18 protein-coding genes are annotated in these 15,645 nt (G+C 29.4%); all 18 read right to left on the bottom strand.

Annotated elements, in window-relative coordinates; all coding sequences use genetic code 11:
• Nucleotides 1-6: 6 nt before the first annotated feature.
• The 18 genes from NRK67_12150 to NRK67_12065 all read right to left on the bottom strand — a co-directional run bounded on the left by NRK67_12150 (nt 7) and on the right by NRK67_12065 (nt 15,610).
• On the bottom strand, nt 7-243 hold the full coding sequence (locus NRK67_12150; GenBank protein ID UUV18034.1) for a hypothetical protein: 237 nt from the start codon (nt 241-243) through the stop codon (nt 7-9).
• Entirely contained in the window at nt 240-2,027 is a 1,788-nt protein-coding gene (locus NRK67_12145) for a phage terminase large subunit family protein (protein UUV18033.1), read from the bottom strand. The genes NRK67_12150 and NRK67_12145 overlap by 4 nt, the downstream gene beginning before the upstream one ends.
• Nucleotides 2,024-2,479 (bottom strand): hypothetical protein, encoded by a 456-nt coding sequence (locus NRK67_12140; GenBank protein ID UUV18032.1) that lies wholly within the window; start codon nt 2,477-2,479, stop codon nt 2,024-2,026. Before NRK67_12140 ends, NRK67_12145 begins: the two co-directional genes overlap by 4 nt.
• 106 nt (nt 2,480-2,585) lie before the next feature.
• The gene (locus tag NRK67_12135) at nt 2,586-3,269 is read right to left on the bottom strand and encodes a hypothetical protein (protein UUV18031.1); all 684 of its coding nucleotides are present in this window, start codon (nt 3,267-3,269) and stop codon (nt 2,586-2,588) included.
• Between the two features lie 512 nt (nt 3,270-3,781).
• Entirely contained in the window at nt 3,782-4,918 is a 1,137-nt protein-coding gene (locus NRK67_12130) for a hypothetical protein (GenBank protein UUV18030.1), read from the bottom strand.
• Between the two features lie 260 nt (nt 4,919-5,178).
• The gene (locus NRK67_12125) at nt 5,179-5,427 is read right to left on the bottom strand and encodes a hypothetical protein (protein ID UUV18029.1); all 249 of its coding nucleotides are present in this window, start codon (nt 5,425-5,427) and stop codon (nt 5,179-5,181) included.
• A 290-nt stretch (nt 5,428-5,717) separates the two neighbouring features.
• Nucleotides 5,718-5,864, bottom strand: a complete 147-nt coding sequence (locus NRK67_12120) for a hypothetical protein (protein ID UUV18028.1) — start codon at nt 5,862-5,864, stop codon at nt 5,718-5,720.
• A gap of 143 nt (nt 5,865-6,007) precedes the next feature.
• A complete protein-coding gene (locus tag NRK67_12115) occupies nt 6,008-8,224 on the bottom strand; it encodes a S8 family peptidase (protein UUV18027.1) in 2,217 nt (738 codons plus the stop codon).
• A 20-nt stretch (nt 8,225-8,244) separates the two neighbouring features.
• The gene (locus tag NRK67_12110) at nt 8,245-9,336 is read right to left on the bottom strand and encodes an ATP-binding protein (GenBank protein ID UUV18026.1); all 1,092 of its coding nucleotides are present in this window, start codon (nt 9,334-9,336) and stop codon (nt 8,245-8,247) included.
• A 162-nt stretch (nt 9,337-9,498) separates the two neighbouring features.
• Nucleotides 9,499-9,954, bottom strand: a complete 456-nt coding sequence (locus NRK67_12105) for a hypothetical protein (GenBank protein UUV18025.1) — start codon at nt 9,952-9,954, stop codon at nt 9,499-9,501.
• Nucleotides 9,955-9,958: 4 nt separating this feature from the next.
• Nucleotides 9,959-10,183 (bottom strand): hypothetical protein, encoded by a 225-nt coding sequence (locus tag NRK67_12100; GenBank protein ID UUV18024.1) that lies wholly within the window; start codon nt 10,181-10,183, stop codon nt 9,959-9,961.
• A 199-nt stretch (nt 10,184-10,382) separates the two neighbouring features.
• Nucleotides 10,383-11,936, bottom strand: a complete 1,554-nt coding sequence (locus NRK67_12095; GenBank protein UUV18023.1) for an RNA-directed DNA polymerase — start codon at nt 11,934-11,936, stop codon at nt 10,383-10,385.
• A 458-nt stretch (nt 11,937-12,394) separates the two neighbouring features.
• Nucleotides 12,395-12,838 (bottom strand): hypothetical protein, encoded by a 444-nt coding sequence (locus NRK67_12090; protein ID UUV18022.1) that lies wholly within the window; start codon nt 12,836-12,838, stop codon nt 12,395-12,397.
• Between the two features lie 23 nt (nt 12,839-12,861).
• Nucleotides 12,862-13,248 carry a hypothetical protein gene (locus tag NRK67_12085; protein ID UUV18021.1) on the bottom strand — a complete coding sequence of 129 codons (387 nt, stop codon included), beginning with the start codon at nt 13,246-13,248 and terminating at the stop codon, nt 12,862-12,864.
• Complete coding sequence (locus tag NRK67_12080; protein ID UUV18020.1) at nt 13,245-13,868, bottom strand: hypothetical protein; 624 nt, start codon at nt 13,866-13,868, stop codon at nt 13,245-13,247. Before NRK67_12080 ends, NRK67_12085 begins: the two co-directional genes overlap by 4 nt.
• A gap of 122 nt (nt 13,869-13,990) precedes the next feature.
• On the bottom strand, nt 13,991-14,458 hold the full coding sequence (locus NRK67_12075; protein UUV18019.1) for a GIY-YIG nuclease family protein: 468 nt from the start codon (nt 14,456-14,458) through the stop codon (nt 13,991-13,993).
• Complete coding sequence (locus NRK67_12070) at nt 14,451-14,750, bottom strand: hypothetical protein (protein ID UUV18018.1); 300 nt, start codon at nt 14,748-14,750, stop codon at nt 14,451-14,453. Before NRK67_12070 ends, NRK67_12075 begins: the two co-directional genes overlap by 8 nt.
• A 161-nt stretch (nt 14,751-14,911) precedes the next feature.
• Nucleotides 14,912-15,610 (bottom strand): helix-turn-helix domain-containing protein, encoded by a 699-nt coding sequence (locus NRK67_12065; GenBank protein ID UUV18017.1) that lies wholly within the window; start codon nt 15,608-15,610, stop codon nt 14,912-14,914.
• Nucleotides 15,611-15,645 lie beyond the last annotated feature (35 nt).

Here is a 15,645-nt window from a genome sequence, read left to right as displayed (position 1 = left end):
CTCCTCCTAATGTCTCCCTGGTATTACATTCTCTATTGTCATTCCTGTATTACCGGGATTACCGTATTTTCTGCACCTTTCTTCCCAGAGTTTAATTCCTGATTGTATTCTCCCCAGGTCTGCTCTTGTGACTTCTTTTCCATCTATGTTATATGCCTGGCCTAACAATACTTTTTCTTCAGCTTTTAAATACATCTTTAATTTTTCCTGGCACATCTCCAAAGTTATTCCTGTAACACTCATTCTGCCTCCCTTTCTAGATATCCAAGTTTAGATAATAAACTTAAATCTTCTTTGGATAATTTTGCTAAAGTTTTCATGTCGTAATTATATATTTCTAATGCTGCTTCATTGTAGTTGTGTAGATCTAACGCTTCATTTCTATCTCTTATTTTTATCCATTTATTGCTGCTAGGATCTCTTACCTCGGCTGTTAAACTCATAAAATATTTTTCAGTATAGTTTCTTGTCGGGTTTTTAGGATAGTGACAATATCCCTTTCCTTTTTTCTTGATCCTTAATTTACTCATAGTTGAATCTTTTAATGCATTGACCCCTATGGAATAAAGATTAATTTCATTATGCTTAGTTCTTCTAAATCCATTATTTATTGGAACTATTCCACCCTGCCCCTTAATACCGAAGATCCTTTCGTGCTCCTTATCAGAGACAAAATCATAAACATTTTGTGTGTTGTACCCAGTATCGATACAAGTTGCAAAGATCTTTAAGGGAGTTCCACATTCAAAATAGAAATCAGATTTTAAAAATTCATACAGTTCATTCCAGACTTCTTCTTTTGATGGGTTCCCATAAAATACCTGGTATATAATTCCCCAGCTTTCACGGCCTAATCCCCAGCCTTTAACTTCTACTTCGATTCTGTTATGCTGAATATCTACTCCTGCTGTTAAGAGTAAAACTCCTTCAGGAACTTCCGCTTTATAGCTTTCCCTTCTCTTGTATAAAGTCATATAGTCGATAGTTTTAATATTCTGCTCTTCCCATGTTTCTGCCAGGACAGTATTTTTAAATGTCTTTATCTTTTCCATATCTCCCTGGGATTCTATCCATTCTTCAACTATTGATTCCCATGTTCTCCATGGACTGGCTAAAGCGTTTAAGTGATAACTTAACTTCTTTTTCTTTTCAGGAAATTTATGTACCCATTTCCCTTTAGACTGATTTCCTCTCTTCCATTCTTTCTCATGGGATAACACTCCACATTCATTACAAACCATCTCTACAGTTTCATGGTCATCATCTATCCACTTCAGGGTTTTAAAATCTAATACCTGATATTCCCCGCAATGGGGACAAGGGAGCTTCCATACTGCCTGTGATCCATTTGCAAACTCTTTTTCTATGGCACTTTTATTTTTAACAGTAGGGGTTCCTGTGATAATACACTTACTCTCATCCCCATAGGTAGTTAATCTTTTTCGTCCAAGAGATATTACATCTCCTTCCCTCCCTGAAGACTCGGGATATCTGTCTACCTCATCAAAGAAAATTATCTTGATCGGCCTGGCTGCTAATTTACTTGGTGAATTAGATCCTATAAAGGCAAGGTATCCTCCCGGGAACATCTTGTGTGTAACTGTATTCCCTGAGTTCTTTGAGTTTGCATCCTTGATTCTGGTTTTTAATACGTAGGTATCTCTTATCATTGGAGCTATCCGCTCCTTTGAATATGCTATTGCCATGGTATCTGTGGGCTGTACCAAGAGCATTGGACAGGGAGCCAGGTGTGCATATTTCCCGAAGATATTATTTATGAATTCTGATTTAGCCAGTTGTGAAGCCATCTTAAGGATTACTTCTCTAACTTCTCCAGATTCTAATCTTTCATAGATCTCTATCATGTATGGAGTTCTTTTAGTTTCCCAGGCCCCTATCTCTTTAGACCCTTCTGAAGATAAGATCCTATTTGCATCTGCCCATTCACTGATACTTAAATTAATTGGCGGCTTCAATAACTCCAGGCACTCTTTGAATAATTTTTTTACTTTTTTTCTTTCATTCATCGCTTATCACCTTTATTACTTGGAGGATCATATTTTTCCAATTCTTCCAGGGCTTTTAGTACATGTTTTTCTACAATTTTTTTTACATCTGGATTTTCATTTTGCTCTAACTCAATAGTTATTTTCCTACTGGTACTCAGTAACTGTGATTTAAATTTTATGAGCATATCAGCCAAGGCCCCTCTGACTATATGATCTGGGTAATATTCATCTTTCAAGATTTTTAGATTAAATTCCTGAGTTTCTCTTTTTGCTTTTTTCAATTTCTGATCTTCAAGGTTGTGATCTCCATTTTTACTTTTTATCTGCTTGATATACTCTTTGACACACTCTTTATACAAATATTCTCCAGGAGCATACTTGAAATTTTTAAATAGAGATCTTACCTGCCTTTCAGTGATTAAAAACTGCTTAGCTAATTGTTTTTCACCGATTAAAATTGTCTGCCCCATATATCCTCCTAAAAATTTTGGAAGTCCCAAATAAAAATTTTGTTACGAAAAAACTTTCGCAAATTATCCCCGCAAAGCTCTCTATAGAACGCTCACAGTACCTTTTTTAATCTTCCTCATCTATCCTAACTACTTCTTTGCCTGAAGCTGTTGTTCCGCTGTGCTTCTTCTCTGTTGCATAACTATATCCAAGTATATTGTTGATCTCCCTTATGGCACTGATCTCTGTATCCAATGACTTCTTATTCTTTACAACTTTCTTTGTCTTCCTTCCATCTGGTGTATTCTCCTCCACATACTCTGTCTCAGTGACACCTTCCTTGGCTCTTCTCTTGATATCTCTTAGGTCATTGATCTGTGCATATGCTCCTAGCTTTGTATCAGTGATAAGATCTTTTCTCAGCTCTTCTATGGTTTGAGTTAGATTTCTAGATCGTTCCACATCATAGGTCTTAGTCTTTTCTGAATAGCCAGCTATCTTCTTAGCTTCCTCTGTCCCATTTCCTTCCAGCCTGGCTTTGACATACTTGGTCTGTTTTTCTGTCAACCCATCAAAGGTGCATTTAATTGCATTTTTTTCTTCTACTATCTCTGCTATATATTCTCTGTAATGAACTTCATGTCTATAAATCCAGGCAGTGATTGTATTTACTGGTAACTTCATCCTCTTAGATATCTCTTGATATTTAGCCTTCTTAGTCTTGCCAAACTTATTAGCTGTAAGCTGCACATATAGTTCCAGTGCTGCTAATTGATCTTTAGTTAGTTTATCTATCTTCTTTCTGGCCATATATTTACTCCTAATTCTCAACTATATACTTAAAATTGGTATAAGTTTCTTAAGTTTTACTTTGGTTTTCATGTTATACTTTCAGCAAACAATACATAGGAGGAACAAATATGCTTTTTTACATCGATATGAAAACCCAAAAGATTCACACTAACAAATGTCTACAACTGATAAGGTACCTTGATTTACCGTTAGCCCTTCGTACTAAACTTAGGTTTTATCTTAGTTTAGGACTCCATAAGAATTTAGAATCCGCAGTACTAAAGGCTATAAATAAAGGTTATATTAATGCTAGTGCCGATTCTTGCTGTTGTAACTTGGTGGAATGGTAGCTTGTAATAATAATTAGAGCCATTTATTGGCTCTTTTTAATTTCTTCATACTCCCACCTCCATTTTCGTAAAATGTCGTTACTTGTTTTAGCTAAAATCTTTTTAATATTAAATACTCTTTCAGGACTTAGATGCTTTCTATTTATTATTACGCGAGGCAAACGTCTCTAGGCATTGTTTTTATTGATATGTTACTTTTTTTTCTATCAAAAAACCCTCATGTTTATGATGGTTTTTAAGCTGATTAAAAGTTAAATGTTTCTTGTAATTACATTTAACTTCACATTCGATTAGGAGTAATTTATTTATAAATAACTCTAGTCGTTCTATATTTTTAAAATTATCTCTATATGGAGAACTTCTTATTTGGCTTTCCCTCAATGCTATCTTAACTGTCCTTCGATATCTTTCTATCTGTGCTTTAGACCTCTTACTGTTCCGGGTTATGATTGCATTTAATATCTTTTCATCATAGATCCACTCCTCATAGTCTCTGACCAGGTTAGATAGTTCCCTGGAATCAAAATTAGAGAATCTCCTTTTTAAGATCTCATCGTTCCGGGATAATTCATTTGCTATTAATTTAAATAGTTTCTCTCCAATATGATTTTTAACTGAATTTGCTATATCTCTTATTGTGAGATCATAGACGCTATTTGTCTGGCATACTTTCTTGATTATAGATTGGGTTATCTTATGTTCTAACTTAATCAATGCACCTTTTTGCTTCTCTAGGTTTTTCTTATTATGTTCATGTGCTTTTGAATATAATCTGATCTGCCATCCAACCATGATCTTAAATAGAAATCCTGTAGAATAAAACCTGTCTATAGTTGTTCTGTAGTTTGAATAGACCAGGCTGTCTTTAGTATCGTATTCCCTGGCTAAGGCCCTATAAAATATCATAATTAGATTGTTAAACTTATAGAATGAACTTATATATTCCTGGATAGCTAATTCAAAGTAATCATAGAATAGATCATGGATAGTTATCTCATTGTCCAAGGATATCTCTTTTACTAAATTTAAGATTTTATCATCTACAATTTTCTTTTCTACCTCTGAGGTTAGTGGATACAGGTTAGTTGCTGCATTACTCCTGGGATAAGAAAAATCTATTTTTATTGTAGAAGTCTTATTTAAATGACTTATAACCTTGATCTCATTTATGTTTTCCTTTCCTATGGAGTAATTTTGTGTATCTCCTAATACTTTTCTGCCTAGGATATGACGGTATTTTTTTCGTATCCCTATGTCTATTAACTCAATATGAGCATTTACTAATACCCATATAGAAGCTCTATCTAGCCCTACCATATCCCCTCCTTTTAAAATTTTATCAATTCTTAAGTTGACTAAAGAACTAAACAAATGTAAAATGTTTATGTGATGATATTACTGTATTTAACCAAATGCCGTTCTCTCCCCAAGAGAATTCATTACAACCATTTTATAAATTGGCTCTTAAACGACTATTTTAAGAGCCTTTTTATATACTCATAGAGATATTGCAACAGTGATTTGTTTTAGGAGGTCCACTTCATTGCAATATCTTTAAAAATACATAAACTGTATAATTATTTTTTTAATTTCTCAGCAAATTTTGCACACTGTTCCTGAGTTTCAAATTTAATATAATCATCTTTTGAGATCTTAGCTTTGGCATAGTCTGGCATTTTATCCCAATTAAAATTTATTAGTTTTCTTAGCTGCTCTCTTTCTGTTTTATTCATAGCCAGCCATCCTATTTTGGCAAGATCCTTTCTTTCATCTTCCAGGGCTTTCATTTGAGTTTGTCTTAGCTTTCTTTGATCTTTCCAGTTCATAAGCACCCCCTATTGGGTATCAAGTCCCCACCGACTTAATTTGTAAATATTCCCAAATCTGATAGAATATTATCCCTATAAAAATAAAAAAAGCCGAAGTACATGTATAGACTTATATCGTCTATATCATGTACCCCGGCTTTATACGTTTGGTTCATGGTCAAAGGTTTTATGCTGACAAATCTGCTTTCTTTTTATCGATTAGCTCAATTTGAAATTCAACCTTCCACTTAATTATTTAATTTTATTTACTACAATTTAAATATACATTATTTTAATCCAGTTCGCAACTAAACTTTTTCACAACTTGTCTTTTTTATTGTTTCAGGAACACCATTAAAAAAATTAATTTCCATTTTCCCGGTGAATTTATTGATCTTTTGCTTTTTTATAACTTCACACATTTTTTCGGTCTTGTCTTTGTTTTTTTTATCCATATAAAATACCCTCCTCAATTAAACTTTTTTCTTCGGTCTTATTTTAAGGTAACATATTTTATATATTTTTGTTAAGTATAAAATAAAATTCTTTGGTTAAGTTTTATTATACATAGGGAACTACAAAAAAATAAAAATAATTTTTAAACTTCTATTTGAGTTTGAAGTTGTGTTCTTAGTTGTAGAGGTGAGAGTATTTTATATTGATTTCTAATTTCACTATATAGATTACCTGCATATTTAATAAATTCAACTTTTACAGATAATGCGTATTTAATTTTATCACTTTCTGATGCTTCTCGTTCCATTCCGTGTAATACAAGAAAAGGATCTTTTAATGATTTGTTAAGTTTTGATACGTGCCTTTTAACTGTCGTATCCCACTTCATATGTTTTCTCAATTCTCTTTCACATTTATAAAGGTTTCCTGATTCTGTATCAGGAAGAGCACTTTGTTTAAAACCTTGTGATATTAATTCCTCAACCTTTTCTCTATCTTTGTTAACATTTACAATTCTATTTTTTTTATTTTTTGAAAATTTAAATTTTTCACTATGTGGATAAAAAGTATCAACGATACAACATTTAGTGTATCCATCAGTATCTAAACCATCTACAGGGGTTGCTAAACTTAATGACCAAGTTATTTTTACTTTTCCTTTATGATTTGTTTCAGGATATGGTATTTTTAATTTTGCTTGACTACCTGGAGATATTTCTCCATTATAAACGATTATTACTTCATTGTTATTAGAACAATTTAAAATATCATCTTCTGTTTTATTTAAAAAGCCGTACCCAGTTTCTAAAGTAGGTTTTATGTTGCCATTGTTATCAGAATTCAAAATTAGTAACGACTTTGCTAACTGTGGAGATATTTCTTGAGATTCAGCCATCATTCGACCTATTTTCCCTGCAACTATAGGTGCAGCAAAGCTTGTTCCTACACTAAAATTTATGTCTGTTCCATCTGTAGAAATTAATTCAAAAGGGTTATTTTCACAACCACCAAAAGCTAATAGATCAGGTTTTACCTTAGCGCCTTCTCTCCCTTCTCCAATACAACTATAAGGAGCTCTTACTTTTACTCCCTGATCATTATAGCTATATGCTCCAATTCCTAAACCATTTACCATGTCTGAAGGACTTTGAATTCTATTAAAAGTTTCTTCTCCATCATTACCTACAGCTGTACAAAATATAAGATCTTTCTCATAAGATAGAGTATCTAGTGCATATGTAAACCTACTTATATCATCTTGTAAAATTGGGCCACAGGGCCCTAAAGAAAGATTGTAAACTTTTATGTCCTTTCTATTTTCTACTGTTTCTTCAATTGTATCGACTACTTCATACAAATCATTATCATTGATATCTAGTGGTGGAAAAACTCTAAAGCTTTCTACTCCTATTTTAGGTGAAACATCTATGATATTTTTATTAGTAGTGTCTAAATTTCCATATAGAATTGCTCCACAAACTCCAGTTCCATGTTCAAGACTACCACTGTCTTCAATTGTTGAAACACAATCATAATTTTTTACTAACCCCTTGAATAAAGGATTATCCTCTTTTACTCCTCCGTCAAATACACCTACTAAAACAGACGGTTTATAAAGTGGAAAATTTCTTAAAATCGACTTTTTTTCTTTTACTTCAATAGAGGTTGGGATTTCTACATCTCCAATTGGATGAATGGTTCTTAGAAAGTTATAATCTAATATTTTATTTAATAAAGTCTTATTTATTTGAGTTGATATGAAGATTGGTCCATTTTTATATTCTTTTATTTTATATTTTTTCCCTTCTAATATTCTTTTAATTTTCTTTAATACGTCTGTTTTTGCTGTTTCAGTAGGATGTATTACAATTTCAACTGTTCCAATTTTCCAATTTTTCTCAAATCCATCTATTTTTTCTTTGTTGCTTAAAAAGTCTATTTTTTCTATTCTTTTTATGTCTTTTTCCCAAGCTTGACTAGGAACTGTTATAGTGTTAACTGTTTTTTTTAAGTTATTTAATTTCTCGGTAGTTGTTCTAAAAAAATAAAGTTTTGACACTCCTTCTATTTCAGAAGTATACCTTCTTCCTCCAATTATCTTTCCTAAAGTTTTTGGCAAAAAACTAGTAGGTTTATAGCTCTTAGCTATATGCTTACCCATTCTTACACTTACAATTATTTCTTTATCATATTTTTCACTATTACATTCAATTTCAGAAATTATTTTTTCTATTTCTCGAGTTCTTTCTAATTTAGCTTCTTCTACAGTTAAATTAAAAGTCTCATTATTTGGTGCAAATTTTTTAGTTATAGGTTCAACTAATTTTTCACCTTTTGATAAAATAGGTAGTTTTTTCATTTTTTCTCCCCCTTAATTTTTTAATCTTCTCTTAAATATCTGTATATAGTTGCTTGAGAAATTCCTGTTATTTTAACAATTTCTTTAACTGTAATATTAGGTATTATTTTTTTTAAATAATGACAAATTTCTTTATCTTTTAATCCGTTATAATTATTTCTTTTAAGCTCCGTATAAATGTGTTTTCTAAAGTTATCTTTTTCTTCTGACAAAATATATCGTCTTTTTATAGAATCGCATAATTTAACTATATTAGCGGGACTTTGATTTTTAACAAAATAAGAAATCATTTCTAAATCTTCTTTATTTATATTTTTAATCAATTCTAGTTCTTTTTTGATTATATCTACAGTTAATTTTTTATCTAGATTTTTTAATTCAAGATGTTTATCAAATCTTCTCCAGATAGCCTTATCTAATATTTCTGGGTGATTAGTAGCCGCTATAACAATATTATCTGCCGGCCATTCTTCTAGTTCCTTAAGTAATATATTTACTATTCTCTTAAGCTCACCAATATCACTTTGATCATCTCTTTTTTTAGCAATAGCATCAAATTCATCTAAAAACAAAATCGAGTTAAATGATTTCGCATATTCAAGAACTTGTTTAATATTTTGCCCTGTTTTTCCTAAATAACTAGATATAGTTGCTGAAAGATCTAACGTTATTAAAGGCATGTCTAGTTTATAAGATAACCATTTTGCTGAATATGTTTTTCCTACTCCGGGCTCTCCATAAAGGATGATACTATTAGAAGGTTTAATTCCATACTTTAATAATTCAGAAATCTTTTTTCTCTCTTTAATAAAATTTTGAAATTCTTCTTCAATATTTTCATTGAAGACAGGTTTTATTATACTAATAGGTTCTCTTATTTGGACTAGTGCAGTTTGACTACCTTCATCTACTGGACTTGAATTGAATCCTATGCTTCTATAACTTGAAGCTCCAACTTTTTTTTGAGCTAATATTGACGCTATTTCTTCAGCTAATAACGGATCTTCCTTTTTATTAAGTCTCAGTAAAGATAATGACAGAGATTCTATCGCTTTAATATCCTTTTCAAACCCTGCTCTAATCAGAGCCAATATAATTTTTTTTATTTTCATTATCATTTCCTTTCGTTATTTATTTTTGATAATCTATTGTACCACCATTTTATTGTAGTTACAAAAGTTTTTTATCATCAATCATTAAATTGAAAAAATGATAAAGTAATAAAAAAAGAACTCATTAATTTATGAGTTCTCCCATATTTTTTAGTTTTAGATTTAATTTTCCTTAGACTCTAAAATATCAACGATTAGAAAAGCCAAATCAAATAGTGCGTCATTATTTTGGTTTTCTAATTCTACTTTAAACTTATGTAAAAAATTTAGAATGTTTAAATTTTTATAAATACTAGAGTGATTATTAATTAAATGTACATAATTGCCGATTTGTTTTTTTAAAGCTACTGCATTAACTATAATCTCTGGATCTGGATCTGGATCTATCAATTCATACATACAATCTAAAATACTTCGATCTATTTCGTAATTAATTGAAGTATTTCTAGCTCTTTCATCTTTTTTAATAGAATTTTTGTATGAACGTTCAGAGTGCCTTTCTAACAACCAAAATATAATAGTTAAACCTATTAAAACTTTAGTTGCCCAGTTAGGTGAAGCAATCGCAAGTAGACCTTCTTTTATAGCTGTATAATCATTTGATAATATTATTTGCATAGTTTCACCACTTTATATTTAAATTTTTACTATCTTTTTTTACTTTAGAAAAATTTTTTTTAAAATTTTCTATTTTTTTTTGGTTATTTTCGGCTATTTTTTCAGCTTCCTCAGAAGTAATTTCTGCCGTTTCGTTAGCTTCAACTGTTGCTTTACCATAACCCAAAATTTTTAACCCTCTTAAAAATTTATTTGGCATACTTTTCTCCTTCTTATTTTTATTTGACATAGTAACCTCCTTTTTTAAGGAATAAAAAAACCTATACTAAAGAGTTACGAATATTTCAAATAATTTCCTACAATAATCTTTGTATATATTATATCACTAAATCTATATAATTGCCTATAAAAAACTTTATCTGTGAATCTATATATTTCACTATAATCAATCTTTATCTCGTGTTTTTCTAGATTATAATTCAAAATGATTATTGAGTTCCAATTGGCTTATAAAAAGTAAATTTTTTAGCTCTTAGCCGACTATAAAAAGGAAGATTAAATTTAATTTCAGATTTCAAACTAAATTCCTCCTTAGTTATGTAATCTTTAAGATATAATTGAGCTGATAAAATCCAAGAACAATTTAAATTTATAATATCTTCTTTCAAATTATAATCATTAATTTCTTGACCGTACTCTTCCATTAACATTATTATAGCTAATTCATTTTCACTTTCAATAATTTTGCTTAAAAGATCCTTGCCTAATGTAACTTTTCTTAAACTTTTTAAAAGATAAATTAACCAAATTACTTCTAAATCATTTTTATTCTTAATATTTTGATGTAATAAGTTAATAATTATTTCAAAATATTTTTCATCTACCTCTATATTTTCACTTATTATCAACTCACAGACTTTAGTTAAAGACCTTTTGTCATTTACTAAAACATTTAAAAGAAAAGATGAATATAAAACTTTATTATCTAAATCTAATTTATCATCGATACTTTTGATTAGAAATCTAATTGCACCTTTAATCCCAGAATTTTCTAATTCAAAGTATTTATTAAAAAGTTTCATAAGTTCACTATTAGTCATTTTACTCCTAGTGTACTTTGAATAGATTTGTTGTAAATTTTCTACTACATAGTATGGGAATTTTAGAAATTTTGCTTTTTCATTATTGAAATCAAGATGGTATTTGCTTAAAACTTCACGAAGTTGTGCTGTTAATGCATCTATATTTGTTTCATCATATATATATATTTCATAGTCATCAACATATCTACTGAAGTTAATTCCTAACCTTTCTATTTCTATATCTATACGGGTCAAAAATGATTCTACTAGAAAAGAAGAAATTAAACTTCCTGTTAATAATCCATTAGTACGTTTTCCATTAAGTAATCCTACTTTAGAGTCTAATTCTTTATACTTACAATAATCATTTGCCTCTTGAGGCGTTATACTTAAATTAGGTTTTCCGTTATTTCTGAAACATAAAAAAGATTTTTCATAACCAAGTAGAATAGAAGGGAGTAAATGTGTATAAATACTACCATAACAATTAGAAATATCTAGATGTAATACTCCTTTTGCTCCTTTTGCTTTATTAATTTTTTTTTCAATATTTGGTAGATATGTTAAATCTGATTCATCAGTTGTAGTTATTAAATTACTGTAATCTTTATCATGACGATAAATAGTTTTGTCCGAATAAAGAAGTTTAGAAAATGAATTATCACCATATGTTTCTGTAAAATCAATGAGTTCAGAAAGAATATCTTCATCACAAATATAGTTAGAAACTAATACATAAGGAGCTAATTCAGGTAAGTGTATCGTTCTTCGTCTACTTTCTTCTTTAGAAAACCTACTCATGGTATATTTATAAGGATCGATGTAGTCTGTTTTATTACTTGGTTTAATATTAAAAATATTGATTCGACTATTTGAAAGATTAAAGTTAGATGGTAAATATTCTGAAAAAAAACCATCTTCTTTAAATTCTGCTTTTATTATATCAGTAGCACTACACATTTTGTTCCTCCAATTAATTTTTTTTATCGCTAATCCGCTCTATTTTAACTTTTTTTTAGCCTTTTTACAATTAATTTAACTTAATTTTTATAATCCAATGTATTATTTTCATTTTTTTGTATAAAAAAAGATAGTTTCCACTATCTTTTCTTTTCTAATATCATAAATCATAACACTTGGTGCTGAACTAACTGCAATTTTTTAATACTTACTACAAGCCTCATACCCCAAAGCTTCAGCTTCTTTCAGAGGATAACTCCCTCCTACACTTTTCAGATACCTACATCCTTTTCTATGGTACTTCTTACTGCTTTTAGTCACATATACTACAGAGTCTAGATTCTTTAGTCTTATGTTAAAGGAGTATATTTTATATTTTTTAAAGTATAAATATATCTAGCACCAAATATTATTTAGCTCTAGATGAGTTAATGAATTACGTAATTTGAATTAGATAATTAATTTAATGAGTTATAAAAAGAGTCGTGAGATACAGTATTAAAATTATCCCAACTGCCTCTTTTTTCCTCATTTAATTGAAGTTTTCCATAAATCACATATTTTTGGTTCATCTTATAATTAAATAAAATGTCATCTAATACAATTTGTGCTAAACACCTTTTTTTCCCATTTATTTTAATAAATCGTTCAGAGTAAAAAGGTATATTAATATTACTTTTATTGATCCACTTAATATTTCCATCCCCATCAGTTAATTCACCAATAAGTATTTCAAAAGTCCCATCTACTTTACATTCTATAGTATTATCATCTAAAATTAAATCTATACCTGTATTTATTTTTATTTTTTTTTGTCCTTTATTTTCATTTACAATAATAGAAGAAGTTCCATTATAGAAACCGTCATGTTGTATTCTTACAATAAAATTATCAATCTTCATTGTTTTTCCTCCTAAAATTTATTTTAATTTTCATCTATTTGTATGTTACCAATTATTTCGCTACCAGTTTCTTGTTTTACTATACTATATTTTTTCTCCTTTTCGACACTTGCTTTTATACTGTTTTCTGTTTTTTCTAATGACTTTTCAATAAAAGCTTTTATTTCTTTTTCACTTTCTCTCGTAGTTTCTAAGTTATAAAAACTTAAAGCAATTCCTCCAACAGAAACAAAAAATGCAGTAATACCTACCATTATTGATACCCAATTATTTATATTTTGAACTTGAACATCCTTATCTAATATAAAAGAAAGTAAGAAAAGTCCTGTCAATGAAACACCCACTATCCATGCTATATACTTCCACCAAAAATTTCCAAACTCTTCAATAAATTCTTCTATTTTTTTCAAAGAACCTTTTTTTCTTCTTTTCGATAGTTTAACAATCCTATTACTATTAATAAGAATATTATTACTAATGCAATCGTTGTTCCTACGGTAATAACTTTAGTTGTTAGTAACTCTTGAGCTTTATTTATTGCAGAATTTTCTACAGCTGGCACATTTTCTCCCCCTTTATTCTCAATTAAAGTTTCATTTTGTTCTAATATTTCTTCTAGTTTTGCTGGTTCATTGTTTTCATCTAATATTTCTTCTGGTTTTACTGGTTCATCATTTTCATCTAATATTTCTTCTGGTTTTACTGGTTCATCATTTTCATCTAATATTTCTTCTGGTTTTACCGGTTCATCATTTCCATCTAATATTTCTTCTGGTTTTACTGGTTCATCATTTTCATCTAATATTTCTTCTGGTTTTACCGGTTCATCATTTCCATCTAATATTTCTTCTGGTTTTACTGGTTCATCATTTTCATCTAATATTTCTTCTGGTTTTACTAGTTCATCAATCATAATTATTTGTTTTTTATTTCCCGGTACTTTTCCTTCAATATGTTCTTTATTTTGATTGTTAAAAGGCAAAAAACTTCCTATTAATACCCCAAATACTAATATTATTACTGTTTCCATTATCACTCCTTTTTTATTCCCCACAAACCTTACAAGCTTCTAATCCTAACCCTCTAGCCTCTCCTACACTCATAGTCTTAGTATTTTTGTTATACCTACAACTCTCTCTATGATACTTTAGTTTATTGGGCGACAACTTTTAAAGATCTAGCACCATTTCCAATAGGAGTAGCTTGGTACTTTCTGTAAAATTCTAACATAATTTCTGATTCAAGTTTCATAGCAGGTTTATTAGTTTTAGCTTTAATATAATATACATTTGCACCATGATTTCTCATATATAAATATCTGTCATTATCCCAAATATATTTTAATTCAGAATCGTTTTTAGAGATGTTCCACTCAAGTCTTTTTCTATGTCGTTCAATACGACTAAATAGATTAACAGCTTTCCCTATATATATTACTTTAGAGTCTTTTTTAGGATAAATATATCTTTGTTTATCTGAAATTATTATATAAACACCCTTTGCTCCTATTGTATTCTTTACTTCTTTCGAATATCGGCTATTATCACATCCAAAATTTAATAATTTACCACAATTTATAACCGACTCTCCTGATAAAAAATCTAATTTTTTTTTAGTCATTTTTTACATCCTCTTCTTCTACAATCTTAAAATAATCCCAAGTAGTTCGATAAGCATTATCTATTTCATATTCATCTAAAATTAATTTTAATTGATTAAAAGGGATTGAAATTGGAAATCTAAGAGCACTAGACCACTGTATATTTCCGTTTTCTAATAACTTCCCCATGGAAATAGCAAGAATAACATCCTTGTCTTCAAAAAATGGAAATATAGAATACACATCAAGTTCTTGGTTAATTAATAATTTTAACTTATTTTCCCCTTTTTTTAGTATATCTCTCGACTTCATTCATTGAACTTATTAGTTTAAAAGTCATATTAGGCATAAAATATATAATTATCATAGTTATTATAAGTTCAATTGAATAACCGAAAAACTCTATATTTTGATATAGAAAATAACACAAAATTATTCTAAAGATCCAAAACACTTTATTCATAATTTTCTCCTTACCACTTCTGCTCAAAATAAGTTTTAATTACTCTTCCTTCACACTTTAATTCATTTTCATTAAGGATAATAATATCTGAGATATTTGGATTAAATGAAACTAGGTGTATTATCTCTTGCTCATCTATTTGTAATTGTTTGATATAAGTAGAGTCATTATAAGTAAATACACAAACCTTTCCCAATAACTCTCCTATATTACTACACATCATAGGATCTACTAATGCAATTGATCCACATGGTATAGATTTCCCTCCGATACCAGTCATTGAATCACCCTCTATTTTGACTGTAAATCTTCCTTCTTTATAATCCTCAATAGGAATTTGAAATTGTTCATCTAATTCATCTAGAAGATTATAGTACCCTGGTCCTGCACTAGCAGTTCCATACATAGGAATTTTTATTGTTTCAATTCTTCTTCCATTTGAGGTCATTTCAATTGGTTCTTCTTCGTCTAAATAATCTACTATTTTATATAATTCTTTATAGTCTATTCTTAAACCTTCAGCTACACGACGTAGTAGATATGGATGTACTGTTGCTATATGACCTTTTTCTAATTTAGTTATATAACTTGGACTTATTCCAATTTTAGCTGCTAATTGATTTGTTCCTAATTTAACTCTTTCTCTAGTTTTTTTTAAAAATATTCCAAGGGCTTTTAATTTATTATCTGACACCTTAGTTACACTCATTCTTATCACGCTCCTACTACTTTATTTTAGTTATT

The organism is Fusobacteria bacterium ZRK30, from assembly GCA_024628785.1.
Classification (GTDB): Bacteria; Fusobacteriota; Fusobacteriia; order Fusobacteriales; family Fusobacteriaceae; genus Psychrilyobacter.
The sequence above is the reverse complement of the archived record's forward strand: the minus strand, read 5'-3'. Positions and strand labels throughout refer to the sequence as shown.

Coding starts and splice junctions, on each gene's coding strand:
- NRK67_12150 (UUV18034.1), bottom strand. CDS start 243: ATGAGTGTTACAGGAATAACTTTGGAGATGTGCCAGGAAAAATTAAAG.
- NRK67_12145 (UUV18033.1), bottom strand. CDS start 2,027: ATGAATGAAAGAAAAAAAGTAAAAAAATTATTCAAAGAGTGCCTGGAG.
- NRK67_12140 (UUV18032.1), bottom strand. CDS start 2,479: ATGGGGCAGACAATTTTAATCGGTGAAAAACAATTAGCTAAGCAGTTT.
- NRK67_12135 (UUV18031.1), bottom strand. CDS start 3,269: ATGGCCAGAAAGAAGATAGATAAACTAACTAAAGATCAATTAGCAGCA.
- NRK67_12130 (UUV18030.1), bottom strand. CDS start 4,918: ATGGTAGGGCTAGATAGAGCTTCTATATGGGTATTAGTAAATGCTCAT.
- NRK67_12125 (UUV18029.1), bottom strand. CDS start 5,427: ATGAACTGGAAAGATCAAAGAAAGCTAAGACAAACTCAAATGAAAGCC.
- NRK67_12120 (UUV18028.1), bottom strand. CDS start 5,864: ATGGATAAAAAAAACAAAGACAAGACCGAAAAAATGTGTGAAGTTATA.
- NRK67_12115 (UUV18027.1), bottom strand. CDS start 8,224: ATGAAAAAACTACCTATTTTATCAAAAGGTGAAAAATTAGTTGAACCT.
- NRK67_12110 (UUV18026.1), bottom strand. CDS start 9,336: ATGAAAATAAAAAAAATTATATTGGCTCTGATTAGAGCAGGGTTTGAA.
- NRK67_12105 (UUV18025.1), bottom strand. CDS start 9,954: ATGCAAATAATATTATCAAATGATTATACAGCTATAAAAGAAGGTCTA.
- NRK67_12100 (UUV18024.1), bottom strand. CDS start 10,183: ATGTCAAATAAAAATAAGAAGGAGAAAAGTATGCCAAATAAATTTTTA.
- NRK67_12095 (UUV18023.1), bottom strand. CDS start 11,936: ATGTGTAGTGCTACTGATATAATAAAAGCAGAATTTAAAGAAGATGGT.
- NRK67_12090 (UUV18022.1), bottom strand. CDS start 12,838: ATGAAGATTGATAATTTTATTGTAAGAATACAACATGACGGTTTCTAT.
- NRK67_12080 (UUV18020.1), bottom strand. CDS start 13,868: ATGGAAACAGTAATAATATTAGTATTTGGGGTATTAATAGGAAGTTTT.
- NRK67_12075 (UUV18019.1), bottom strand. CDS start 14,458: ATGACTAAAAAAAAATTAGATTTTTTATCAGGAGAGTCGGTTATAAAT.
- NRK67_12070 (UUV18018.1), bottom strand. CDS start 14,750: ATGAAGTCGAGAGATATACTAAAAAAAGGGGAAAATAAGTTAAAATTA.
- NRK67_12065 (UUV18017.1), bottom strand. CDS start 15,610: ATGAGTGTAACTAAGGTGTCAGATAATAAATTAAAAGCCCTTGGAATA.